At 67.7% G+C, this 22,957-nt stretch carries 16 protein-coding genes; 6 read left to right on the top strand and 10 right to left on the bottom strand.

Annotation, left to right across the window (positions count from 1 at the left end; translation table 11 throughout):
* The first annotated feature begins 57 nt into the window (after window positions 1-57).
* Entirely contained in the window at window positions 58-579 is a 522-nt protein-coding gene (locus CA606_RS09040; protein ID WP_096051435.1) for a Dps family protein, read from the top strand.
* A 311-nt stretch (window positions 580-890) separates the two neighbouring features.
* Window positions 891-1,484 carry a helix-turn-helix domain-containing protein gene (locus tag CA606_RS09045; protein ID WP_096051434.1) on the top strand — a complete coding sequence of 198 codons (594 nt, stop codon included), beginning with the start codon at window positions 891-893 and terminating at the stop codon, window positions 1,482-1,484.
* A gap of 27 nt (window positions 1,485-1,511) precedes the next feature.
* Here CA606_RS09045 and CA606_RS09050 read toward each other — a convergent pair whose 3' ends face one another.
* The 10 genes from CA606_RS09050 to CA606_RS09095 form a co-directional block, all read right to left on the bottom strand.
* Window positions 1,512-2,210: a winged helix-turn-helix domain-containing protein gene (locus CA606_RS09050; protein ID WP_096051433.1), complete on the bottom strand. Its 699-nt coding sequence runs from the start codon at window positions 2,208-2,210 to the stop codon at window positions 1,512-1,514.
* Between the two features lie 7 nt (window positions 2,211-2,217).
* On the bottom strand, window positions 2,218-4,896 hold the full coding sequence (locus tag CA606_RS09055) for a sensor histidine kinase (protein WP_096051432.1): 2,679 nt from the start codon (window positions 4,894-4,896) through the stop codon (window positions 2,218-2,220).
* Entirely contained in the window at window positions 4,896-5,489 is a 594-nt protein-coding gene (gene kdpC / locus CA606_RS09060; RefSeq protein WP_096051431.1) for a potassium-transporting ATPase subunit KdpC, read from the bottom strand. Before kdpC ends, CA606_RS09055 begins: the two co-directional genes overlap by 1 nt.
* A gap of 27 nt (window positions 5,490-5,516) precedes the next feature.
* Complete coding sequence (gene kdpB, locus CA606_RS09065) at window positions 5,517-7,577, bottom strand: potassium-transporting ATPase subunit KdpB (protein WP_096051430.1); 2,061 nt, start codon at window positions 7,575-7,577, stop codon at window positions 5,517-5,519.
* Window positions 7,578-7,588: 11 nt separating this feature from the next.
* Entirely contained in the window at window positions 7,589-9,301 is a 1,713-nt protein-coding gene (gene kdpA / locus CA606_RS09070; protein ID WP_096051429.1) for a potassium-transporting ATPase subunit KdpA, read from the bottom strand.
* 347 nt (window positions 9,302-9,648) lie between these two features.
* The gene (locus tag CA606_RS09075) at window positions 9,649-12,780 is read right to left on the bottom strand and encodes an efflux RND transporter permease subunit (protein WP_096051428.1); all 3,132 of its coding nucleotides are present in this window, start codon (window positions 12,778-12,780) and stop codon (window positions 9,649-9,651) included.
* Between the two features lie 11 nt (window positions 12,781-12,791).
* A complete protein-coding gene (locus CA606_RS09080) occupies window positions 12,792-14,051 on the bottom strand; it encodes an efflux RND transporter periplasmic adaptor subunit (RefSeq protein WP_096051427.1) in 1,260 nt (419 codons plus the stop codon).
* Window positions 14,048-15,313 (bottom strand): TolC family protein, encoded by a 1,266-nt coding sequence (locus CA606_RS09085; RefSeq protein WP_096051426.1) that lies wholly within the window; start codon window positions 15,311-15,313, stop codon window positions 14,048-14,050. The genes CA606_RS09080 and CA606_RS09085 overlap by 4 nt, the downstream gene beginning before the upstream one ends.
* A gap of 45 nt (window positions 15,314-15,358) precedes the next feature.
* On the bottom strand, window positions 15,359-15,787 hold the full coding sequence (locus CA606_RS09090) for a hypothetical protein (RefSeq protein ID WP_181242864.1): 429 nt from the start codon (window positions 15,785-15,787) through the stop codon (window positions 15,359-15,361).
* A 313-nt stretch (window positions 15,788-16,100) separates the two neighbouring features.
* A complete protein-coding gene (locus CA606_RS09095) occupies window positions 16,101-16,646 on the bottom strand; it encodes a DUF1697 domain-containing protein (protein ID WP_096051424.1) in 546 nt (181 codons plus the stop codon).
* 279 nt (window positions 16,647-16,925) lie between these two features.
* On the opposite strand from CA606_RS09095, the gene CA606_RS09100 reads away from it, so the two are divergent.
* The 4 genes from CA606_RS09100 to CA606_RS09115 all read left to right on the top strand — a co-directional run bounded on the left by CA606_RS09100 (window position 16,926) and on the right by CA606_RS09115 (window position 22,954).
* Window positions 16,926-17,432 carry an RNA polymerase sigma factor gene (locus CA606_RS09100; RefSeq protein ID WP_096051423.1) on the top strand — a complete coding sequence of 169 codons (507 nt, stop codon included), beginning with the start codon at window positions 16,926-16,928 and terminating at the stop codon, window positions 17,430-17,432.
* Window positions 17,429-18,352 (top strand): FecR family protein, encoded by a 924-nt coding sequence (locus CA606_RS09105; protein WP_096051422.1) that lies wholly within the window; start codon window positions 17,429-17,431, stop codon window positions 18,350-18,352. Before CA606_RS09100 ends, CA606_RS09105 begins: the two co-directional genes overlap by 4 nt.
* A gap of 105 nt (window positions 18,353-18,457) precedes the next feature.
* Entirely contained in the window at window positions 18,458-21,331 is a 2,874-nt protein-coding gene (locus CA606_RS09110) for a TonB-dependent receptor (RefSeq protein ID WP_096051421.1), read from the top strand.
* Window positions 21,332-21,436: 105 nt separating this feature from the next.
* On the top strand, window positions 21,437-22,954 hold the full coding sequence (locus CA606_RS09115) for a phosphoesterase (RefSeq protein WP_096051420.1): 1,518 nt from the start codon (window positions 21,437-21,439) through the stop codon (window positions 22,952-22,954).
* The last annotated feature ends 3 nt before the right edge of the window (window positions 22,955-22,957 follow it).

The raw sequence follows: 22,957 nt of genomic DNA on the forward strand, positions 1-22,957 counted from the left end.
CCGGCCAGCCTCCCGCTTACGGTCACAAGCCGAAACCACGCTCAGGAGGGCGCCGACATGGATCGCCAAACACTCGAAACGCGCCGACGGGCGCCCCTACGCACGCCCATCGGACTTGCGGACGCGGCCGTTCTAGACATTAGCGGCGCCTTGAACGCCCTGCTGGCCGACGTCTTCGCCCTCTACCTGAAGACCAAGAACTTCCATTGGCACATGTCGGGACCGCGCTTTCGCGATTACCACCTCATGCTCGACGAGCAGGGTGACCAGGTCCTGGCCATGACGGATCCCATCGCCGAGCGTGTGCGAAAGATCGGTGGGGTGACGTTGAGATCGGTTGGCCACATCGCTCGGCTTCAGCGGGTGCTGGACAACGACGCCGACTATGTCGATCCGCTGGATATGCTGGCTGAACTTCGGGACGACAACGCAGATTTGGCCAAGCGGATGCACGCAGTGCATGTCGTCTGCGACGAGAGCGGCGATATCGCCACCGCAAGCCTCCTGGAAACCTGGATCGACGAGACCGAGCGACGCGTCTGGTTCCTGTTCGAGGCCGGGCGTCCAGGTCACGCCTGAACCAACCTTTCCAGTCAGCGACAACAGCAAACGCCCCCGCGCGCCATCTGGCGCGACGGGGGCGGTTTGTTTGGGCCGGAGTCTTGGCGCGAGCGCGTCATTGCAGAGCCGATTTGACGTCCAGGGGAGGGCGCTCCGCCTTGCTTGCCCGCTACTCCCATAGAGCCGCCCAAACACCGCTCGCGCCACCCGCCTATACCTTCGAATAGCGTAAGCAGACCAAGTCTCTAGCCAATCAAACCGTGGTGCGATGGCGACCAAGAGCGCCGCCCTTCAGTCTAGCTTCAGGACAAAGCCTGGAGCCGCCCGACATGACGAACGCTCTCGTCGAAAATGATTTGGAGAACCTGGGTCCGATCGCCTTCCGTCTGCTCGCCGAGATGGACGGCGCGCTCGACCGCGATGCGCTCGCTCGCCAGAGTTTGAACCAGCTGCAGGCCTTGCTGAGGTCGATTTCGGTCTGGTCCGCACAGGCGTATGACCGCCGGGTCGAGCCGACGCCCGCCCCGCCGCCGCCAGCGCGCGGGGTCTTGGCGCCTTGGCAGGTCAAGCAGGTCGCAGCGTTCGTCGACGCCCATCTGGATCAGCGGATTCTCGTGGAACACCTGGCCCAGCGCGCGCGACTGAGCGCCAGCCACTTCTGCCGCGCCTTCAAGACCACCACCGGCGAAACGCCCCACGCCTACGTCATGCGCCGGCGTCTGGAGCGGGCTCAGGCCCTGATCCTGGAGACCGACGATAGTCTGAGCCAGATCGCCGACGCCTGCGGTCTGTCCGATCAAGCCCATCTGACCCGTCTGTTCCGCCGCCATCTGGGGATCACCCCACACCAATGGCGCCGTCGTCGCAGCCTGGCCGTGGTGGCGCAACCGCAGAGGGCTCACGGCGGAGCCGTCAAGTCCTAGGGGGCGTTTCGGCGTCCGCTCTTGGCGCTAGTTGGCCAAGCCCTGAAGGCGATATCCCACCCCGGGCTCGGTCAGGATCAAGGCGGGATGTGCTGGATCATCCTCCAGCTTCTGCCTGAGCTGCCCCACGAAAACGCGCAGGTACTGGGTGTCTTCGGCGTGGGCGGCGCCCCAGACGCTGACCAGGAGTTCCTTGTGCGTCAGCACCTTGCCAGGTGAGAGCGCCAATCTCGTGAGGAGTTCAAACTCCTTGGGCGACAGCTTCACGGCGACGCTGGCCTTGGTCACCAAACGTCGCTCAAGATCAACAATGACCTCGCCGAACGACATGGGCCCGGTCGGCCGTCGCGGCGCGGCCGACTGCCTCAAGGCCACGCGCAGCCGCGCCAGCAGCTCGCCGACGCCGAAGGGCTTTTCGACATAGTCGTTGGCGCCGCGGTCCAGCGCCTCGATCTTTTCGACCTCGCGATCGCGGGCCGAGAGGATCAGGATTGGCCCCTCATAGAAGGCGCGAGCTTTTTCCAAGACCGCCTTGCCGTCCATGTCCGGTAATCCAAGATCCAGCACCACGGCGTCGGGAGACCAAAGGGCGATGCCGCGCAAGCCCTCCTGGCCGCTGTCGGCGCGCAACGCCTCGTAGCCGGCCGCATCAAGCGCCGGACCGAGGAACCGGTGGATCTGCGGTTCATCGTCGATGACGAGGATGCGATGGCGAAGCGCGCTCATGGGGTCATCATAGCAGGTGATGCGGCGTCGCGACGGTCTTGGGCAGGCTGATGAGGATCCGCGTGCCTTTTCCGTCGTGAATGGGGCTGGCGGCGGCGATACGTCCGCCCAGCGCGTCGATGAAGCCTTTGGCGATCGAAAGCCCCAAGCCGGCTCCTTGCGTCCGGTCGCTGGGCTCCTCCATACGGCGGAACTTGTCGAACACTCGCTCCAGCTCCGATGTCGGGATGCCGCGCCCCTCGTCCTCGATGCTGATCACCACGTTCGAGCGGTCCTCATAGGCGGCCATCTCAATGCGCGCCTCGGGCGGGCTGTAGGCGATCGCGTTCTCCAGTACATTGACCACGACCTGTTCCAGCAGGCTCGCGTCAGCCTTTACCAGCGACAGCTCGCGGGGAAAGTCCCGGGCCAGCTCGCGCCCGCCCAGGCGGCGCGACACCCGGTCGGCGGCGGCGTTCAGCACGTCACGGACATCGATCCAGTCGGTCCGCAGGCGCAGGGCGCCGCCCTCGATGCGCGTCATGTCGAGCAGGTTGGCGACATAGCGATTGAGCCGTTCAGCCTCTTCCCGGATGCTGACGACAAGGTCCTCTCGCACGGGCTTGGCCAGCTTGTCGCCATACTCGATCAGGGTCGTGGAAGCCCCCAGCACCGTCGATAGCGGCGTGCGCAGGTCATGGCTGACCGAGTTCATCAGGGCCGAGCGGAAGCGATCGGCGCGGCGAAGCGTCTCGGTCTCCACCGCCTCGGCCGCGAGCTGCGAGCGCTCCAGCGCGACGGCGCCCTGTTCCAACAGCGCTAGAATGAGGCGCTCCTGGTCCGCGCCCGGCGGCGCCGCGCCCGCCGCCAGGCCGGCGACGCCCGTTCGGGCGCGCACGCCGTCCAGCGGCCAGAAAGTCCAGCGGCTCTGCGGCAAGGTGCCTGTCCCGAAGCCGGCGACTTCGCCCTTTTCCCAAGCCCAGCGCGCGGCGGCCATCTGGGCGGCGTCCAGGGGGGCGAGCTCAGGTGAGCCGTGCGCCAGCGCTATCTCGCCCCCCTGGGGCAGCAGCACGACGGCGCGCGCGCCCGCTGCAGCGGAGACCTGTTCGGCCAGCGCCTTGGCCACGGCGTCGCGGCCGCTGGCGGCGGAGAACGTCCGGCTGGCGGCCAGCAGGGTGGTGACGGCGGCGGCGCGCCGTTGCGAACCGAGCGCTTGCTCACGCACCCGCCCGGCCAGCCCGCCCGAGGCCAAGGCCACCGCCCAGAACACCACCAGGGTGATGAAGTCGGTGGGCGAGCCGACCACGAAACTGTAGCGCGGCTCCAGGAACAGATAATTGTAGACCAGAAACGCTACGGTCGCGGCCGCCAGCGCGGGCCGCAAGCCATGCAGAACGCCGGCCGCCAGGACCGCCGCCAGGAAGATCATCCCCAGATCGACGCGATTGAACGCCACGTCCAGTCCCCAGGCCGCCAGCGTGGCCGCCGCGATGAACAGGGCGCCGACCGCATAGCCGCGCCAACGATCGGGCCGGAGCGGCGCAGGCGGTCTTGGCTCGCGCTCGGGCGCGGCCTCGGTGACGACGTGAACCGCAACGCCGCGGGCTTCGCGCAGCAGGGCCCCGGCCAGGGACCGCCCCAGAAGCTCCCGCCAGCGGCTCTCGACCGACTTGCCGATCACGATCTGGGTGACGTTATGACGGCGGGCGTAAGCCATCACCGTGTCGACGATGTCCCCGCCGCTGAGGGCCACCGTCGCGCCGCCCAGTTGCTCGGCCAGGCGGTAGGCCTCGCGCAGCCGGGCGGCGTCGCCATCCCTGGCCAGTGGCCGATCGGTCCGCTCGACGTGGGTGACGGTCCACGGGGCGTCCATCATCATGTCCGACAGGCGCCGGCCGGCCCGCACCAGGGTGGCGGCCATGGCGTCGCCGCTGACAAGCACCAGGATCCGTTCGCCGGCGGCCCAGGGCCCCTCGACCCCCTTCTCGCGCATGGTGGCGATCAGCTGATCGTCCACCGTCTGGGCCGCCCGGCGCAGCGCCAGTTCCCGCAGCGCCGTGAGGTTCTCGACCTTGAAGAAGTTGTCCGCCGCAAGGCGCGCCGTCTCGGGGACATAGACCTTGCCGGCCGCCATCCGCTCCCGCAGCTCGTCGGGCGTGATGTCCACCAGCTCGATGTCGTCGGCGCGAGAGAGGGCGCTGTCGGGCACCGTCTCGCGCTGGCGCACGCCGGTGATGCGCTGGACGACGTCGACCAGGCTCTCCAGGTGCTGGACGTTCAGCGTGGTCCAGACATCGATGCCCGCCGCAAGCAGCTCTTCGACATCCTGCCAGCGCTTGGGATGGCGCGAGCCGATGGCGTTGGAGTGGGCGTACTCGTCGACCAGCAGGATCTTGGGCTTGCGCTCAAGGGCCGCGTCGATGTCGAATTCCATCTGGACGCGACCGCGATGTTCGATCGGCCTGCGGGGCAGGACGTCCATGCCGCGCAGCAGGCCTTCCGTCTCGCGCCGGCCGTGGGTCTCGACGACCCCGATGAGCACATCGGCGCCCTCGGCCTTGCGGCGACGGGCGGCGCGCAGCATCTCGTAGGTCTTGCCCACGCCCGGCGCCATGCCCAGGAACACCTTGAGGCGCCCCCGGCGCGCCTTGTTTGCGGCGGCCAGGAGCGCCTCGGGGTCCGGTCGTTTCGGGTCGTCCGCCGGCACTAGCCGTCCTTCTTGCTGGCGATTGGCCGATAGCGAGCGTCGAGCGCCCGGTTGAGGGCGAGGACGTTGACGCGGGGCTGCCCGATGAAGCCTAGCAGCGGCTGCTGGACCTGAGCGTCGATCAGCGCCGTGACCTCATTTTGCGGCACGCCGCGCGCCTTGGCGATCCGCGGAGCCTGGAAGCGGGCGTTGGCCGGCGAGATGTCCGGATCCAGGCCCGAGCCCGAGGTGGTCACGGCGTCGGCGGGGATCGCCACGCCGGGGTTCTCGGCCCGCAGGACGGCCGCATCGGTCTTTTGCCGGCCGATCAGGGTCTCGTTCAGCGGGCCCATGTTGGAGCCGCTCGACGCGCTAGCGTCATAGCCGGCGCCCGCAGCCGAAGGACGACCGTGGAAGTACTCCGGCTTGGCGAAGACCTGACCGATCAGGGCCGAGCCAACCACCTTGCCGCCGGCGTCGCGGACGAGGCTGCCGTTGGCCTGGGCTGGGAACGCCGCCTGGGCGACCCCAGTGACGGCCAGCGGATAGGCCAGGCCCAGCAGGGCGGTGAACAGGCCCATCGAAACCAGGGCGGGGCGAAGATTAGAAAGCATGACGGATAACTCTCCGATGGCTCGTGTTTACGCCAGACCCAGGGCCGAGACCACGAGGTCGATCAGCTTGATGCCGACAAACGGTGCGACCAGGCCGCCGAACCCATAGAGGGTCAGGTTGCGCGACAGCAGCTTGCCGGCGCCGACGGCGCGGTACTTCACGCCCTTCAGGGCCAGCGGGATCAGGGCGACGATGATCAGGGCGTTGAAGATCACCGCCGACAGGATGGCGCTCTGCGGGCTGTGAAGATTCATGACGTTCAGCGCGCCCAGGGCGGGCAGGGACACCACGAACATCGCCGGGATAATGGCGAAGTACTTGGCGACGTCGTTGGCGATCGAGAAGGTCGTCAGGGCGCCGCGGGTGATGAGCATCTGTTTGCCCACCTCGACGATCTCCAGGACCTTGGTGGGGTCACTGTCGAGGTCGACCATGTTGCCCGCCTCGCGCGCGGCCTGGGCGCCCGTCTGCATGGCGACGCCGACATCGGCCTGGGCGAGGGCGGGGGCGTCATTGGCGCCGTCGCCGCACATGGCCACCAGGCGACCCTTGCCCTGTTCTTCCCGGATCAGCCGCAGCTTGTCCTCGGGGGTCGCCTCGGCCAGGAAGTCGTCGACGCCGGCCTCCGAGGCGATGGCGGCGGCGGTCACCGGGTTGTCGCCGGTGATCATCACCGTGCGCAGGCCCATACGGCGAAGGTCCGCGAAGCGCTCCTTCACGCCGGGCTTCACGACGTCCTTCAGGTGGATGACGCCCACGAGGACGCCGTCCTCGCTCACCGCCAGCGGCGTTCCGCCCGAGCGGGCGATGCGGTCGACGGTGGCGGTCAGCTCGGCCGGGATGCTCTGGGGCTCCAGCGCCAGCGAGCGGTAGACGGCGTCGACCGCGCCCTTGCGCCAGCTGCGACCGTCGTGATCCAGGCCCGACTGGCGGGTCTGGGCGGTGAACGGGATCGAGGTCGCGCCCTGGGGCGGCTCGACGGTCAGGCCGGCGTTGCGCGCCAGCTCGATGATCGAGCGGCCTTCCGGCGTCTCATCCGCCAGCGAGGCCATCAGGGCCGCCCTCATCGCCACGTCGGAACGCACGCCCGGAGCGGGGATGACCTCGGTGGCCATGCGGTTGCCGAAGGTAATGGTGCCGGTCTTGTCCAGCAGCAGGGTGTCGACGTCGCCCGCCGCCTCGACCGCGCGGCCCGAGGTGGCCAGGACATTGACCTTCAAGAGGCGGTCCATGCCGGCGATGCCGACGGCGCTGAGCAGGCCGCCGATGGTCGTGGGGATCAGGGTGATGAACAGGGCGCCCAGCACCAGCGGATCCAGCGCCACGCCCGAGAACTTGCCCAGGCCCAGCAGGGTCACGACCGCGATCAGGAAGATCAGGGTGAGGCCCGCCAGGAGCACGGCCAGGGCGATCTCGTTGGGCGTCTTGCGGCGGTCGGCGCCTTCGACCATCGCGATCATGCGGTCGAGAAAGGTCGAGCCCGCCTCGGCCGTGACCCGCACCTTGATCCAGTCAGAGACGACCGTGGTGCCGCCGGTGACGGCCGAGCGGTCGCCGCCGCTTTCGCGGATCACGGGCGCGCTCTCGCCGGTGATGGCGGCTTCATTGACGCTGGCCATGCCTTCGATGATCTCGCCGTCGGTCGGGATCACGTCGCCGGCCTCGACCAGGATCACCTCGCCCATCCCCAGCTTGTGGGCCGGGGTCGGGATCCAGGTCCCGGTCTTGGGGTCGACGAGCAGCTTGGCCTTGGTGGTCACGCGGGTGGCGCGCAGGCTGTCGGCCGCCGCTTTGCCGCGTCCCTCGGCGACGCTTTCGGCGAGGTTGGCGAACAGCACCGTGGCCCACAGCCAGATCGCGATCTGGATGGCGAAGCCCGCCGCCTGATGGGTCGCCACCGCCGCGACCGCCGAGACGGTCGACAGCAGGGCCACCAGCCAGGTGGCGAAGATCACCGGATTGCCGGTCAGCTTGCGCGGATCGAGCTTGAGGAAGGCGTCCTTGGCCGCGCGAGCGAGCACGGCGCTGGAGAGGCCGCCGGCCAGGGCGCGTCGGCCCTCGCCAGCGTGGATATCGAGAGAGCTCATGGGATCACCACTCAGCGGAGGGCCGCGACCGCGCCGAGCGCTTGGAAGTGCTCGACGATCGGTCCCAGCGCCATCGCGGGGAAGAACTGCAGGCCGCCCAGGATCAGGATCACCCCGATCAGGAGGCCGATGAAGAGACCGCCGTCGGTCGGCAGCGTGCCGGCGGTGGGGGCGAGCTTGGGCTTGGAGACGAGGCTGCCGGCGATGGCCAGCACCGCCACGATCGGCAGGAAGCGGCCCAGCGCCATGGCGATCCCCAGCGTCACGTTCCACCAGGGCGCGTTGGCGGTGAGGCCCGCGAAGGCGGAGCCGTTGTTGGCCGTGCCCGAGACATAGGCGTAGAGGATCTCCGACAGGCCGTGCGGACCGTTATGCATGAGGCCCTTGAGCGCCTCGGGCAGCACAGCCGCCAGACCCGAAAAGCCCAGCATCGACAGCGGGATGATCACCACCGCCAGGATCGAGAACTGGATCTCCCGCGCTTCGACTTTCTTGCCCAGATACTCCGGCGTGCGGCCGACCATCAGGCCGGCGACGAACACCGACAGCAAGGCCATGACGACCATGATGGCGACGCCCGAGCCGATCCCGCCGGGCAGAATCTCGCCCAGCTGCATCAGGAACATGGCGATGCCGCCGCCCAGGGGCATCAGGCTGGAGTGCATGCCGTTGACCGAGCCGTTCGAGGCGCCGGTGGTCATGGCGACCCAGGCGGCCGTGGCCGGAGCGCCGAAGCGGACCTCCTTGCCCTCCATGTTGACCGACGTATCGACCTTGGCGGCGACCTGAGCCGGCGGGGCCTGGGTCTCGGTGGCGTAGACGCCGGCGGCGCCCGCAAACAGCAGCACGAAGGCGGCGATCACCAGGGCGCGGACGTCCTTCTTGGCCAGCACGGTGCGACCGAAGGCGAAGAAGGCCGCCCAGCCCAGGGTGTTGATCGAGACCGCCGTGATCAGGTTGGTCAGCGGGGTCGGGTTCTCGAACGGGTGGGCGGAGTTGGCGTTGAAGATCCCGCCGCCATTGATGCCCAGCATCTTGATCGCTTCTTGCGAGGCCACCGCGTAGAGCGAGATCTTCTGCTCGGCGCCTTCGAGTGTGTGAGCGGTGACGCCGGCGGCCAGGGTCTGGGGCAGGCCCAGGGCGACCAGAACGACCGCGACCACGAAGGCCAGGGGCAGCAGCAGGTAGAGGGTCGTTCGGATCAGGTCGGCCCAGAAGTTGCCGACGCCCTCGCCGCGATTGGCCACGAACGCCCGGGCGAGCGCAGCGGCCACGGTCGCGCCGGTGGCGGCCGAGACGAAGTTCTGCACCGTCAGCACCAGCATCTGGCTGAGCGTCGACATGGTGGTCTCGCCCGCATAGCTCTGCCAGTTGGTGTTGGTGATGAAGCTGATCGCGGTGTTGAACGACAGGTGACCCGAAAGCCCCGGGAAGCCCTGCGGGTTCAGCGGCAGCACGCCCTGCAGGCGCAGCACCGCATAGACGAAGACAAAGCCGATCAGGTTGAAGGCTAACAGCGCCAGCGCATAGGCGTGCCAACTCTGGCTCTTCTTGGGATCAACGCCGCAGGCCTTGTAGAACAGACCCTCGACGGGGCGCATCACGGGATCGAGAAAGGTCTTCTCGCCGTTCCAGACGCGCGAAAGAAAAACGCCCAGCGGCCAGCCGATGGCGACCGCCAGGCTCAGGGTCAGGGCGATCTCCGCCCATCCTTGCCATGTCATGGAAGTGGTCCGTCAGAACTTGTCGGGCCGCAGCATCGCTACGACCATGTAGCCGGCGATCACGATCGCGCCGGCGGCCCAGAGAATGTTCGTAAGCATCGTCAGACGCGCCTCAGCGCGGCGACGAACGCGCCGAACAGGGCGAACAGGCCAAGCGCCAGCGCCCCGTAGAGAAGATCAGCCATCACGGCCTCCTTGGATGTCGGAGGCTAGGGACTACGAAGCCGCATAAGGGCTCTATGCGGAAGCGGCGGGCGCGCATAAGGGCGGCGTAAAGATCGACGAAAGGCTGCGCGCCACTGACCGCTCCGGCGAGCGCCGCCGGGCGATCAATGGCGCGCGCCCGACTACCGCGCCTCCCGAGCTTGGCCGTAGACCAGGCGATAGAGGGCCGGCAGCACCACCAGCGTCAGCAGGGTCGAGGACAGGATCCCGCCGATTACGACCGTGGCCAGAGGGCGCTGAACCTCGGCGCCAGCCCCCACATTGAAGGCCATGGGCACAAAGCCCAGGCTCGCCACCAGGGCGGTCATCAGTACGGGGCGCAAGCGCGTCAGAGCGCCTTCGCGGATGGCGTGGTCGAGGTCCGCGCCCTCTTGCCGGAGCGAGCGGATGAAGCTGACCAACACCACGCCGTTCAGCACCGCCACGCCTGAAAGCGCGATGAAGCCAACGCCCGCTGAGATCGACAGCGGTAGTCCCCGCAGCATCAGCGCCGCCACCCCTCCGGTCAGGGCAAGGGGCACGCCGGAGAAGACGATGGCCGCGTCCTTGACCGATCTGAAGAGCGCGTAGAGCAGGCCAAAGATCAGCAGCAAGGTCGCCGGCACCACCAGCTGCAGGCGCTTGGCCGCCGAGATCAGCTGCTCGAACGTTCCACCGTAGGTGATCCAGTAGCCCTCGGGCAGGTCGACCTCGGCCTCGACCCTCTGCTCGAGCTCGGTGATGAACGAGCCTAGATCGCGGTCTCGAACATTGGCCGTGACCACAACACGGCGCTTGCCGTCCTCGCGGCTGATCTGGTTGGGGCCGATCACCATCTCGATCGTCGCGACGTCTTGCAGGGGCACGAACCCGCGCGGTTCATCGATCGTGCCTGGCAGCGGGATGCGTAGCCGGCCGATATCGTCGACCTTGCCCCGCACAGCTTCCGGCAGGCGAACGACCACGTCGAAGCGTCGGTCGCCCTCGAACACCTGGCCCGTCACCGTGCCGCCGATCGCCGTGGCGACCACCGACTGGACGTCGTCGACATTGAGACCAAGACGCGCCAGCGCCGCTCGGTCGGGCGTGATCTGCAGGACGGGCAAGCCCGTGACCTGTTCGACCCCGACGTCCGCAGCGCCCTCGACACCCTCGACCACGCTCCCGATCGACTTGCCGATCTCTAGAAGCTGGTCGAGGTCGTCGCCGAACACCTTGACCGCGACATCCGCCCGCACGCCGGAGAGCAACTCGTTGAACCGCATCTGGATGGGCTGGGTGAACTCGTAGTTGTTGCCCGGGACCTTGGCGACGACAGCCTGGAGTTCGGCCACCAGTTCGGCGCGCGGCTTCCTGGGGGCAGGCCAGTCCTTACGGTCCTTCAGCATGATGAAGGTGTCGGCCACCGACGGCGGCATGGGGTCCGTCGCCACCTCGGCGGTGCCGATCTTCGACACCACCCGATCAACCTCGGGCAGCGTCTTGACCTTGGCCTCAAGCGCCGTCTGCATGGCGATGGCTTGGGAGAGGCTGGTGCCTGGAATGCGCAGGGCGTGCATGGCGATGTCGCCCTCGTCGAGGCTTGGCACGAACTCCGAGCCCATCCGCGACGCGGCCAGCCCCGCGATCAGCACCAGCACGACCGCACCGGCTACGAAGGCGACACGCAGGCGTAGCGCGGTCTCCAGCGCCGGTTCGTAGAGCCGCCGGGCGCCCCGCATGATCGGGCTTTCCTTCTCCTCGACCTTGCCGGTGACGAACATGGCCACGGCGGCGGGGACGAAGGTCAGAGACAGCACCAGGGCGGCGGTCAGGGCGATGACCACGGTGATGGCCATCGGGTGGAACATCTTCCCCTCCACGCCCGTCAGCGCGAAGATCGGGACATAGACGAGGGTGATGATCAGGACGCCGAACAGCGAGGGACGAATGACCTCGCTGGTCGCGCTGGCCACCAGGGAAAAGCGCTCGTCCCGCGACAGCAGCCGGCCCTGGCTGTGCTGGGCTTGGCCCAGACGCCGCAGACAGTTCTCGACGATGATCACCGCGCCGTCGACGATCAGGCCAAAGTCCAGGGCGCCCAGACTCATCAGGTTGCCCGAGACCTTCGACTGGACCATGCCGGTGATCGTCAGCAGCATCGACAGCGGAATGACCGCCGCGGTGATCAGGGCCGCGCGGATGTTGCCGAGCAGCAGGAAGAGCACGACGATCACCAGGATCGCGCCCTCGATCAGGTTCTTTTCGACGGTAGCGATCGTTCGATCCACCAGATCGGTGCGGTCATAGATCGGCTCTGCCGTGACGCCCGGCGGCAGGGCCTTGGCGGCCTGTTCCAGGCGTTCGGCGGCGGCGCGCGCCACGGTGCGGCTATTCTCACCGACCAACATGAAGACGGTGCCGAGCACGACCTCCTGGCCGTTCTCGGTGGCCGCGCCGGTGCGCAGCTCCTCGCCAAGGCCCACATCGGCGACATCGGCCACGCGGATGGGCGCGCCGTTGCGACTGGCGACGATGACGGCGCGAAGGTCCTCCACGCCGGTCGCCTGCCCGGGGACACGGATCAGGTACTGCTCGCCGTAGCGCTCGACATAACCCGCCCCGACATTGGCGTTGTTGTGCTCCAGCGCCGAGACGACGTTGGCCATGGTCAGACCGTAGGCGGACAGGCGTTCGGGCAGGGGCGTGACGTGATACTGCCGCTCGAAGCCGCCGATGGTGTTGACCTCGGTGACGCCGGGCGTGTTGCGCAGTTGCGGCCGGATCACCCAGTCCTGCAGCGTGCGCAGGTCCTCGGGCGTCCAGGCCTGGCCGTCGGGACGACGCGCGCCGGGCTTGGCCTCGACCGTGTACATGAAGATTTCGCCAAGGCCCGTTGAGATCGGGCCCATCTCCGGGTTCAGGCCGGCGGGCAGCTGGGTGCGGGCGCTTTGCAGTCGCTCGCCCACCAACTGGCGAGCGAAATAGATGTCGGTCCCGTCCTTGAAGACGACCGTGACCTGGGACAGGCCATAGCGTGAGACCGAGCGGGTGTATTGCAACCCCGGTAGGCCGGCGATCGCCGTCTCGACGGGGAAGGTGATCCTCTGTTCCGTCTCCAGCGGCGAGAGGCCCGGTGCTTCGGTGTTGATCTGGACCTGGACGTTGGTGATGTCCGGGGTGGCGTCGATGGGGAGGCGCTGGAAGCTCCAGACGCCGAGCGCCGCCGACACGGCGACGAGCGCCAGCACGACCCAGCGTAGCCGGATCGAGGCGGCGATGATGCGTTCAAGCATGGTCGCCCTCCTTAGTGGTCGTGGCTCGCGCCGGACTTTTCGATGTCCGCGCGAATGAGGAAGGCGCCGTCGGTGACATACTCGGAGCCGGGCTTGAGCCCGCTCAGGACCTCGGTCCACTCGGGCGTTCGGCGACCCAGTTCCAGCATCCGTACCTCATAGGTGTCGCCCACCTTGACGAACACCACCTGGAAGTCGCGGAATCGTTGGATGGCCTTGGTCCGCACGGCAAGGGGCGCGCTTCTGGCGCCGACGTGGAACGAGCCCTCGACGCCCATGCCGGGCCGGAAGGCGCTGGCCGCGCCGCCGGGCAGGTGGGCGTGGGCGACGAGGGTCTGGCTGACGAGGTCCGCAGTCGGCAGCACCGCCTCGACCTCAGCCATCAGCTTGGTGTCGCCCGACAGGCTGCGCACCTCCACGGGCTGACCGACGCGAACTTTCTCGGCGTCGCGCGGGTAGACGAAGAACTCGGCGTGCAGCTTGGTCGGATCGGCGATGACGAAGATCGCCCGATCGCCGGCCACGTCGCCGACATTGAGGTTCTTCTCCACGATGACCCCGCTGATCGGGGCCGGGATAGCGTAGGTCTGGAGGCTTTCGCTGGACTCCACGCGCGCCAGGATCTGACCCTTGCGGACGGTTTGGCCCAGTTTCCCGCGCAGGCTCATGATCCGCCCCGGATACCAGGCCCGAACCTCGCTCTTGCCCTCAGGGGTGATCTCGACCCGGCCGGCCATGTCGACCAACTCGGCGATGGGCGCGGCGCCTGCGATTTCGGTTTTCACGCCGCCAGCTTGCGCGGCCGCAGCCGAGAAGCTGGTGCGACCTTCATAGGACCCATAGCTCCAACTCTGCTGCTGGCCCCGATAGGACGCCGTCACCTTCACGTCGAAGGAGTGGGGCTCTTGGACCACGCCGCCGCCCTGGAGATAGTCCTCCACCGAGGTGAAGGCGAAGCGGTTCACCTCGCCGTCCAGACGCGACAGAGTGATCGAAAGCTGGACGTCCCTGGGCGCGATCGGCTTGTCCTTGCGATAGGCGTAGACGCGGAACTGCGGTTCCACCCCGTCCTCGAAGATCGTGACCTCCAGGGCGAAGTCGCCATCGCGAAGCATGCGGCCGCGATGGGGGCCGCGCTCATAGTCGCCGGCCTGTGCGGCATGGTCCTCGGTCTCTGCGCTCTTGGGGCGCTCGCCGCACGCAGCGAGGGTCAGCGCTCCGGCCAAAGCCAGAGCCAGAGAAGCGCCGAGGCGCGAGTGCTGGCGGATCATTGGGCGGTCTCCGAGGCGGGAACCAAGCTGGTGAAGGCGCCGGTCAGGCGATTGAGCTGGGCGCGGTCGATCTGGAAGGACTTGAGAACAGCGAGCCGTCTGGCTTTGGCCTCGAGCAGGGCTTTCTGAGCCTCGATGACGTCGAGATAGGAGAAGCCGCCGCGATTGAACCCCTCGCGGACGAGATCGACGGTGCGGGCGTTGGCCGGCACGATCTCCGCCTCGATCCGACGCGCCTCGCCGGCCTTCTGGGCGAGCGAGGCCTGGACGGCGGCGATCTTGCGCTCGAAGACGCTCCTGGCGCCGATCAGGTCGAGTTCGCTCGCGGTCTGCGCCGCGCGAGCCTGTTCGATGGCGGCTTTGTTGGTGTCGTAACGGCCCAGCGGAATGGAGCCGCCGATGACAGCCGCGACATCGCCTCCGTCGTTGAGATAACGCAGTCCCGCCCGCCAGGTCGGATCCTGGACAGCCTTGCTCTCCTCGACGCGAAGCCGTGCGGCGGCGACGCCGCGCTGGGCCTCGATCAACGCCAGATCGATCGCTGAGGCGGGGCCGGCGACCTGGTCGGCGGGCGAGAGGTCCTCCAGCGCGGCCGCATCGATCTCGATCTCGCCGCCACCCCAGAAGGCGGCCAGCGCGCGGCGGGCGTTGGTCGCTCTGGCTTGCGCCTGAGACAAGGCGATCCCGGCCTCCGCGACCTGGGCGTCGGCGCGAGCGCCGGCGAACAACGGGTCACGCGCCACCTTCACTCGGCGATCGACCTCGACCTGAGCGCGCTGGGCGATCGCGAGCCGATCCGCAGCGAGCCGGGCCTCGGCCTCCGCCGCCACGGCGTCGATCCAGGCCAGTTCCGCCTCATGCAGCAGATCTAGAACGCGAACATCGTCGCGCAGGCGCGTCAGCGAAATGTCGCTGCGGGCCAGAGCGCCACGGGCGGCGCGCTTGCCGCCGCGCTCCTGGCTTTGCTCATAGTAGACGGTCGCCTGGGTGCGATCGATCAGCGAGTAGGATCCGCTCCCCGCGATGTCTTCGACCTCGACGCCGACGACAGGGTTGGGGCGGACCGTGGCTTGACGGACAGCGGCTTCGGCGGCGTTCAGCCGGGCCGCGAGCGCCGGACGCGAAGGGTCGGCCTTGGCCGCGCGGCTCAGCGCTTCGGGCAAGGTCAGGGGCTCGGCATGGGCCAAGACGGGCGTCGCCAAGGCGAGCGCCGTGGCGAGCAGCCAGGACCGCAGGGCGCGGCCTTGGTGGGAGGCAGTCATAGGAAATCCTCGAACGTGCGGGGGCGTGGCGCGGGGCCACGCGGATCAGGCGACGTAGATGAGGAGGGGTTTGGGCGGACGGTCTTGTTGGACCGCCTCGATCCCTTGGCGCAGATCGTGTTGCGACCCGAAGAGCGACGGCGACGAGGACCAGGCGACCGTCAGGTCTGAGCTTTCCGGCAGCCCATAGACGGACGGGCTGTCATGATGGTGGTGGTGATGATGATGGTGCTGACTTAGCGTGGCCGGATCGGACGATGCGTCATCCGTAACGTTCGCCGCGCTTGTACCGGCGTCGTGCGCGTCATGGTCGGCCGCGAGGCTTGGGTGATTGTGGTCGCCGTCGTGCTCATGCTCTGGAGCATCAACGATCGCACCTACGAAGGCGCTGGCCGCGTGGGTTTGGCCCGTGTCATGCAGCAGCCGATCAATGGTCGCGACGGGCGCGCGAACGACGAGCAGGGCCATCAGCATGACGGCCAATGCCCCCACGCAACGACCTAGCCGACTGTTCGCACGAGCAATCACGGGCTCCCCTTAGCGCTTCGAACGCCACGCGGCATTGTCGCGTGCTGCGGCGCAAACCGCAATGGCGTCGGTGCGGGAGAGGGCGAGACAAACGCGCTCGGCCCGCCTCCGACGAGCCTCGTATGGCTTGAAGCGCCTGAGCGGCGGTTGCCCGCGCACCATAGCCCTCAAGCGGACGGTCAGAGCCGTCTCGCCGTTCACCGAAACCAGCGCGGTTGAAGAGGGGGCGGGACGATGGCGACAAGAAAGACGGTGGGGACTAGTTCGGCTCAAGCATCTCGGCCAGGGCCAGCACCGCCGTCCACGTACGCCCCGTGATCCGTGTGCCAAGAGTCTTCTCGACCAGGCTGGTGGTCAGTTTCGAGCCGCCGACGCCGTCGGGATAGATCGCATAGATCTGGCGGCTTTCGGCCCGTGCTTGCTCGGTCCCGCGGATCGCCGCGCGCAGGGCGCCCATGGCCTTCTTGTCGGGGGTGTCCTTGCAGAACAGAGTCATCAGCCAGCCCGGATCGGTCGCCGCGAAGTCCGGGAACGGGTTGGCCGCAACCAAGGCCCGCCAGGCCTCGGCGGTGCGGACATAGACATCGGTGCGTAGACCCAGGCGCGCCATCAGCTCGGTTTCGATCTGGGTCTGAAGCTCCGCGCCGGTGCGCTCGCCGCTCTCGAACACCAGGTCGCCGACCTTGGGGCCCATGCGGACTTCGGTGTGGCCAAGATCGGTCAGCAGGCTGGTCAGCTCATCGGCGGTGATCAGACGACCGCCGGCGGCGTTGACGCCGCGCAGCAGGGCGATGTGGAGGGACATGGTCGGGCCTTTCGAACGAGGTGGCTGTTTAAGCCCTCGGCGAGCCGCCGTCGCGGGGGATTTCAGGCCGGCGCTTCGTGCGCACGGTCCGGGGTTTACCCGCCAGCGGGCTGATCGACGGCGAAGGCGAGCGGCGCGCCGGTCGCAATGATCGTCGTGTGTCATCGGGCTTGGTTTGGGAACAGAGACGAGGCGCTGGCATGCGATAGTGTCATTATGTCGTGCTAGCCGCCGTGACATGTCGCGCCGGTTCTCAAGTCCCGCTCTTCAAGCGCTTCGATGAGCGATCTGGCCAGCCTGCGCGCGCAGCGGCGCGACCTCTATCAGTTCATCGTCCGCCGGACGCGCGATCCGGCGACCGCCGAGGACCTGGTTCAGGAGACGTTCGAGCGCCTTCTGGCCTATGAGCAGGCGCGGACGATCGTTGATCGCGCCGCCCTCGGGTATCGGATCGCCTTGAACCTGGTGCGAGATCACTTTCGTCGCGCCAGCCGGCGTCCTGCCCAGGCGCTGCACGACGATATCCCGTGCCAAGCCCCCGCGCCGGAGCAGATTCTGATGCATCGTCAGAAAGTGGAGGTCTTCGGCAAGGCGCTGGACGCCATGCCGCCTCTCCGTCGGGATGTTTTCATCCGTCGCAGGCTACATGGGCACACGCCCCGTCAGATCGCCGAGGATTTGCGTCTGAGCGAGGCTGCGGTGGAAAAGCACGTAGCGCGGGCTCTTGAGCAACTGCATCGCGAGATCGCCAAGGCCGAGCGGCGAGCAGGCGAGGGCCGCCGATGAGCCGCGCTCGCAAGCAGGCCGCACTTTGGGCCGCCCGGCGCTTGGACGCTGAAGATCGCATCGACGCCGACTTCGAGACCTGGAGGTCGGCGGAACCGTCGCACGCTCAGGCCTTCGACCAGCTCTGGGGCGCGAGCCAGGATCCGGCCTTGGCCGAAGCCATGCGGATCAGCGAACAGCGCCGCGCCTCGGCCCGGCGCACCCGGCCCCTGGTCCCGCTGGCGGCAGGGCTTGTCGCCTGTGGCCTGGCGGTGCTTGCGATCTGGCCGCAGGCCCAGTTGATGACCGTCAAGCCGATCGTGCTGCAGACCGCACCTGGTCAACATCGCGTCGCCACACTGCCTGACGGCACCTCTGTGACGCTGGACGGCGCCACCCGCCTGGAGGTGCGGCTGGGAACCCAACGGCGACAGATCGAACTGGTGCGCGGCGAAGCCTTCTTCGATGTCGCCCACGACACCGCGCGGCCCTTCACCGTCAAGGCGCCGGAAGGGTCGGCGCGCGTTCTGGGCACCGCCTTTGACCTGGAGCGGGCAGATGGACGCCTGGAGCTTTCGGTGCGGCGCGGGCGTGTCCGCCTGGCGCCCTCGGGCCTGATCCATCCCACCGCCGATCTGACGATGGGCCAGCGCGCCTTCGCCAAGGAAGGGCGGCTGTCGGCTGTGCGGGCCTTCGACCTCCATGCGGACGATTGGCGTTCTGGCTGGCTTGAGACGGACGGGGTGACGATGGCTCGCCTCGTCGAACGCCTGAACCGCGCCTCGCCGACGCCGATCACGATCGCTGATCCGGCTTTGGGCCGCCAACGCGTCGCAGGCCGCTTCCGTCTCGACGAGCCGCAGGCCTTGGTTCGCAATCTGGCCTTGGTGCACGGCTTCGCGGTGCGGGAAACGCCCTCGGGTCTGGTGCTCTCCCGTTAGGACGTCGTCGAAACTTCACAAAAATCTCTGTCCGGAAACGCTGCTCCCCAGCGTCTCCACCGCCGAAGCCGGCGTTGAGCGCCGCGCAAAGTCGGGGATGACGACATGATTTCGAAGACTTGGACCTGGTTTGGCTCAGCCTCCGCAGCCGCCCTGTTGGCGGCGCCGGCCGAGCAGCCCACTCTGGCCATTCCGGCCGGTGACCTGGCTTCGGCACTGCCGAGCTTCTCGCGGGCCACGGGCCTGCAGGTCCTGGCCGATCCTGCCTTGCTGAACGGCAAGCAAACCGAAGGCGTGCGCGGCCAGTTCGACCCCGAGCGCGGCTTGACCCAGCTGCTGCGGGGCACCGGCCTGACCTTCGTCCGCAACGGTGGCGCTGCGATCCTGCGCCCGGTCGCCCAGAAGGTCTCCAAGGCGCCGACATCGGTTGCGACGCCGGTCGCTCGCGCCGAGGCCGTCCCGGCGCAAACGGACGAAGCGACCACGATTGAGGAGCTGGTCGTCACCGGCGGCTTCGCCAACTCCCTTGCTCGCGCCCTGAACGACAAGCGCAAAGCCGCCAATGTGGTGGACGCCATCTCGGCCGAGGACATCGGCAAGTTCCCGTCCAACAATATCGCCGAGGCCTTGCAGCGCGTGCCGGGCGTGGCGATCACCCGCGATCGGGGCGAGGGCCTGTTCGTCCGGGTCCGTGGCCTTGGGCCCAACTTTCAGATCGTCACGCTGAACGGCCGCAGCGCCGCGGTGAACGAGAACATGCGCGACAGCGGTCAGAGCGGGCGCCAGTTCCGCTTCGACACCTTGCCGTCGGAACTCGTGGCCGGCGTCGAGGTGGGAAAGACGCCGCTGGCCTCGCTGGACGAGGGCGCGATCGGCGGCGTCGTCGACATCAAGACCTCCCGGCCGCTGGACCTGGGTCGCACCACCCTGGCCCTGTCGGCCACCGCCAGCCGGCCCGAGCTGGCTGATACGACCGATCCGCGCCTCTCCGCCCTCGCCAGTTGGACCAACGCAGCGGGCACCTTCGGCGTCCTGGCGGCCGCCGTCTATGATCAGCGCACCTTGCGCCAAGACCGTATCACCGGCGTGGGCTGGAGCTATCCGAACGCCAGCACGACCTTGGGCAAAAACCTGATCGCGCAAGGCGTGAACCTCTATGCGACCAACATCCGCCCGACCTTGGAGCGCGAGGACCGCGAGCGCCACGGCCTGGTCCTGTCAGCGCAGTACCGCCCCAGCGAAGCGACCGAGATCACGCTTGACGCCAGCTACACCAAGCTCGACGACCACTATGACGAGCTGACCTATTCGGTCGACCCGGACCTCTCGACCCTGGTGGCGGGCTCGGCTGTGATCAACGATGGCGTCATGACCGGGGGCGTGGCGAACACCAACAGCCAGATCGGGCGTGAAGTTAGCGACCTGGCGCACGACAACATGATGATCGCCGGCAAGATCCGCCAAAGTCTGGAAGAGTGGACGATCACCGCCGACCTGGCCTACGCCCGGGCCTATTCGGAGACGTCCAAGCCGATCACCCGCACCCGCCTGCAGGGCCCGCTGGGCCAGACGAAGTTCAATCTGCCCAAGGCCGGCGACTCTCTGCCCGACGTCAAGCTGGTGACCGCAGACCTGAACAATCCGTCGCTGCTGCCGTTTCGCCGCATCGAATGGCGGGTCAATGACGCCACGGACGACGAGACCGCGCTGCAATTCGACGCGGAGCGGCCGGTCAGCTTGGGAGCGGTCAACCGTGTTCAGTTCGGCGTCAAGTTCCGCGAGCGTTCGCGGTCCTATAACCGCGCCGATATCAACTACACGACCAACCTGACCGGCAAGTTTTTCGGCGCGGACTACTTTGACCCGTTCCCCGTGAGCGACTTCCTGGGCGGGGTCGACGGCGGCGTGCCTTCGACCTGGGCCATGCCGGATCCGGCCGCCTTCTGGCCTTTGCGCGACCCGAACCAGAAGGGCACGGCTCGGGCGGACCAGCGTAACTCGTACAGCGTGTCCGAGAAGATCGCAGCGGGCTACGCCCTCGGCGACATCGACACCAGCCTGTTCGGCGCGGCGCTGCGCGGTCAGGTCGGCGTGCGGGTGGCGCAAACCAAACAGATCTCGTCCGGCCACGCCGACAACGGCACGGCCGCGCTGCCCGTCCGTTTCGAGAAGACCTATACCGACGTGCTGCCGACCGCCAATTTCGCCCTGGAGTTGACCGGCAATCTGCAGGCCCGCGTGGCCGCGGCCAAGGTGATTACCCGGCCGTCGCTGGCGGATCTGGCGCCGCGTCTGACCCTGAATTCGGGGACCCAGCTGACGGCGGTAGGCGGCAATCCGCTGCTCAAGCCGTTTGACGCCTGGCAGTACGACGCGACCTTGGAGTGGTATTTCGCCCCCGGCAGTGCGCTGATCGGCGGTGTCTTCTACAAGGACATCACCACCTTCGTTTACAGCCAGAAGACCAACATCGTCGTCGATGGCCAGACCTATGTGCTGACGTCACCGACCAATGGCGGCAACGCGAAGATCAAGGGGCTGGAACTGGCCTACCAGCATCTGTTCAAGCAGCTGCCGGCCCCGTTCGACGGTCTGGGCTTCCTAGCCAACTATACCTACACCGACACCGAAGCGACCTACTCGCCGACCTTGAAGGACGAGATGGTCAATGTCGCCAAGAACAGCTTCAACGTGACGGCCTTCTACGAGAAGGAGCGCTTCGCCGCGCGCGCCAGCTACAGCTGGGTCGACGATGTTCTGCAGGACGTCGGCGGGGCAGGTCTGTCGGCGCTGAACGACAAGGCGTTCGGCTCGCTGGACGCCAGCGTCAGCTACAAGATCACGCCGCAGATCACGGCGGCGATCGAGGGGCAGAACCTGACGAGCGCCGCGCAGTGGCAGTTCATCAAGGGCGGCTGGTTTGGCGGATATACGAACTATGGCCGCACGCTCAGCTTTGGTCTGCGGGCCAAGTTCTAGCCTGCTTCCCAGCCCTTGTTGGTTCAGACTGGCCCGTGCGTCGCCGCACGGGCCAGCGTCCGCAAACGCGGTGAAACTGTCACAACCGCAGGCTAGGACGTCACCATGTCCATGATCTCTTCGAAGACGCGCCAAGGCCTCCTATGCGCCGCGGTCGTGATGACCCTTTTGACGGATGCGGCGGGGACCACGGCCTTCGCCCATCCTGGGCACTCTGTGGAGCCTGTGGCCCCAGCCCAACGCGCGTCGCGGCCGGTCAAGGCCTCTGAGCGCCGCTGGCTGGCTGGCGACCACCATGTCCACAGCTGGTTCAGCGTCTCGTTGAAGCCCAGCGCCGATCCGTCGCAGCCGCCGATCCTGGTCAAGGCGGGCGACGCGGTTAATCCGATCACCGTCAACGCCCGCATGGCCGCCAAGCACGGCCTGGCCTGGATGGTCGCCACCGATCACGGCGGCCCGAACCACTCGAAACTGAATCGCGACGAGGCCTATCCCGAACTGCTGCGTGCGCGCGTCGAGACGCCGGCCGTCCTGCAATTCTGGGGCATGGAACTGGACACGCCCGGGGCGGAGCATTCCAGCTTGATCCTGCCGCGCTCGGCCGCAGAGCGTGATGCGTTGTTCGGGATCGAAAGCCGCTATAACCGGCGCGAGCCTTGGCCTGCCGATGCGTCGCGCGATCAAGAGTCCTTCATGCTCGACGCCCTGCGTCACATGAAGGCTTTGGAAAAGCCTCCCGTGGTGATCGCCAATCACCCGTCCAGGTCGGCCACCGGCGTTGGCCGATATGGGCTGGTCTCTCCATCCGAGCTTCGGAACTGGAACGACACCGCGCCAGATGTCGCCGTCGGCATGGAGGGTGCGCCGGGTCACCAGGCGTCGAGCCTGAAGCCCGACGGCTCCCTGAAGCCGCAGGGCGACCGGGGCGGCTATTCGCGCGCTCCGACCATGGGGGGCTTCGACCAGATGACCGCCAAGCTGGGCGGTTTCTGGGACGCCATGCTGGGCGAGGGGCGCCGCTGGTGGGTCACCTCGACCTCGGACTCACACCGCCACTACACGGACGGCGGCGATGACTTCTGGCCTGGCGAGTATTCCAAGACCTATGTGAAGGCCGCCCACACCTATGACGACGTGCTGGATGGCCTGCGTAACGGTCGCATCTTCGTGACGCTGGGCGATCTGGTCTCGGAGGTCGAGGTGACCGCGAGCGCCGCCGGCGCCAAGGCCGATATCGGCGGTCGTCTGGAGGTCCCGGCCGGCTCGGATGTCACGGTCGTGATCCGCGTGCGCGATCCCGCCGGCAAGAACTTTGGCGGCTTTTCGCCCAGCGTCGCCCGCATCGACCTGATCCAGGGCGACATCGTGGGCCCCGCAAGCGATCGCGCGCTGGACGCCAACCCGACCACGCGCGTCGTGCGCGCCTTCACGCCGTCTTCCTGGGCGCGCGAAGGCGAGACGCTGTCGATGGTCCATGTGCTCAAGAACGTTCGCGGCCCGACCTACATCCGCGTCCGCGGGACGAACGGCGCAGAAGGCGAACCGCAGCCAGATCCGCTGGGCGAGGACCCGTGGTCTGACCTGTGGTTCTACGCCAATCCGGTCTTCATCGTCACCAAGTAGGCC

Source organism: Caulobacter vibrioides, from assembly GCF_002310375.3.
GTDB classification, from domain to species: domain Bacteria; phylum Pseudomonadota; class Alphaproteobacteria; order Caulobacterales; family Caulobacteraceae; genus Caulobacter; species Caulobacter vibrioides_D.

Excerpts from the sequence above, each read along its gene's own strand:
- CA606_RS09050 (WP_096051433.1), bottom strand. The coding sequence starts at position 2,210 with ATGAGCGCGCTTCGCCATCGCATCCTCGTCATCGACGATGAACCGCAG.
- kdpA (WP_096051429.1), bottom strand. The coding sequence starts at position 9,301 with ATGACATGGCAAGGATGGGCGGAGATCGCCCTGACCCTGAGCCTGGCG.
- CA606_RS09080 (WP_096051427.1), bottom strand. The coding sequence starts at position 14,051 with ATGATCCGCCAGCACTCGCGCCTCGGCGCTTCTCTGGCTCTGGCTTTG.
- CA606_RS09045 (WP_096051434.1), top strand. The coding sequence starts at position 891 with ATGACGAACGCTCTCGTCGAAAATGATTTGGAGAACCTGGGTCCGATC.
- CA606_RS09040 (WP_096051435.1), top strand. The coding sequence starts at position 58 with ATGGATCGCCAAACACTCGAAACGCGCCGACGGGCGCCCCTACGCACG.
- CA606_RS09095 (WP_096051424.1), bottom strand. The coding sequence starts at position 16,646 with ATGTCCCTCCACATCGCCCTGCTGCGCGGCGTCAACGCCGCCGGCGGT.
- CA606_RS09075 (WP_096051428.1), bottom strand. The coding sequence starts at position 12,780 with ATGCTTGAACGCATCATCGCCGCCTCGATCCGGCTACGCTGGGTCGTG.
- kdpB (WP_096051430.1), bottom strand. The coding sequence starts at position 7,577 with ATGAGCTCTCTCGATATCCACGCTGGCGAGGGCCGACGCGCCCTGGCC.
- CA606_RS09110 (WP_096051421.1), top strand. The coding sequence starts at position 18,458 with ATGATTTCGAAGACTTGGACCTGGTTTGGCTCAGCCTCCGCAGCCGCC.
- CA606_RS09100 (WP_096051423.1), top strand. The coding sequence starts at position 16,926 with ATGAGCGATCTGGCCAGCCTGCGCGCGCAGCGGCGCGACCTCTATCAG.
- CA606_RS09105 (WP_096051422.1), top strand. The coding sequence starts at position 17,429 with ATGAGCCGCGCTCGCAAGCAGGCCGCACTTTGGGCCGCCCGGCGCTTG.
- kdpC (WP_096051431.1), bottom strand. The coding sequence starts at position 5,489 with ATGCTTTCTAATCTTCGCCCCGCCCTGGTTTCGATGGGCCTGTTCACC.
- CA606_RS09090 (WP_181242864.1), bottom strand. The coding sequence starts at position 15,787 with ATGCTGATGGCCCTGCTCGTCGTTCGCGCGCCCGTCGCGACCATTGAT.
- CA606_RS09085 (WP_096051426.1), bottom strand. The coding sequence starts at position 15,313 with ATGACTGCCTCCCACCAAGGCCGCGCCCTGCGGTCCTGGCTGCTCGCC.
- CA606_RS09115 (WP_096051420.1), top strand. The coding sequence starts at position 21,437 with ATGTCCATGATCTCTTCGAAGACGCGCCAAGGCCTCCTATGCGCCGCG.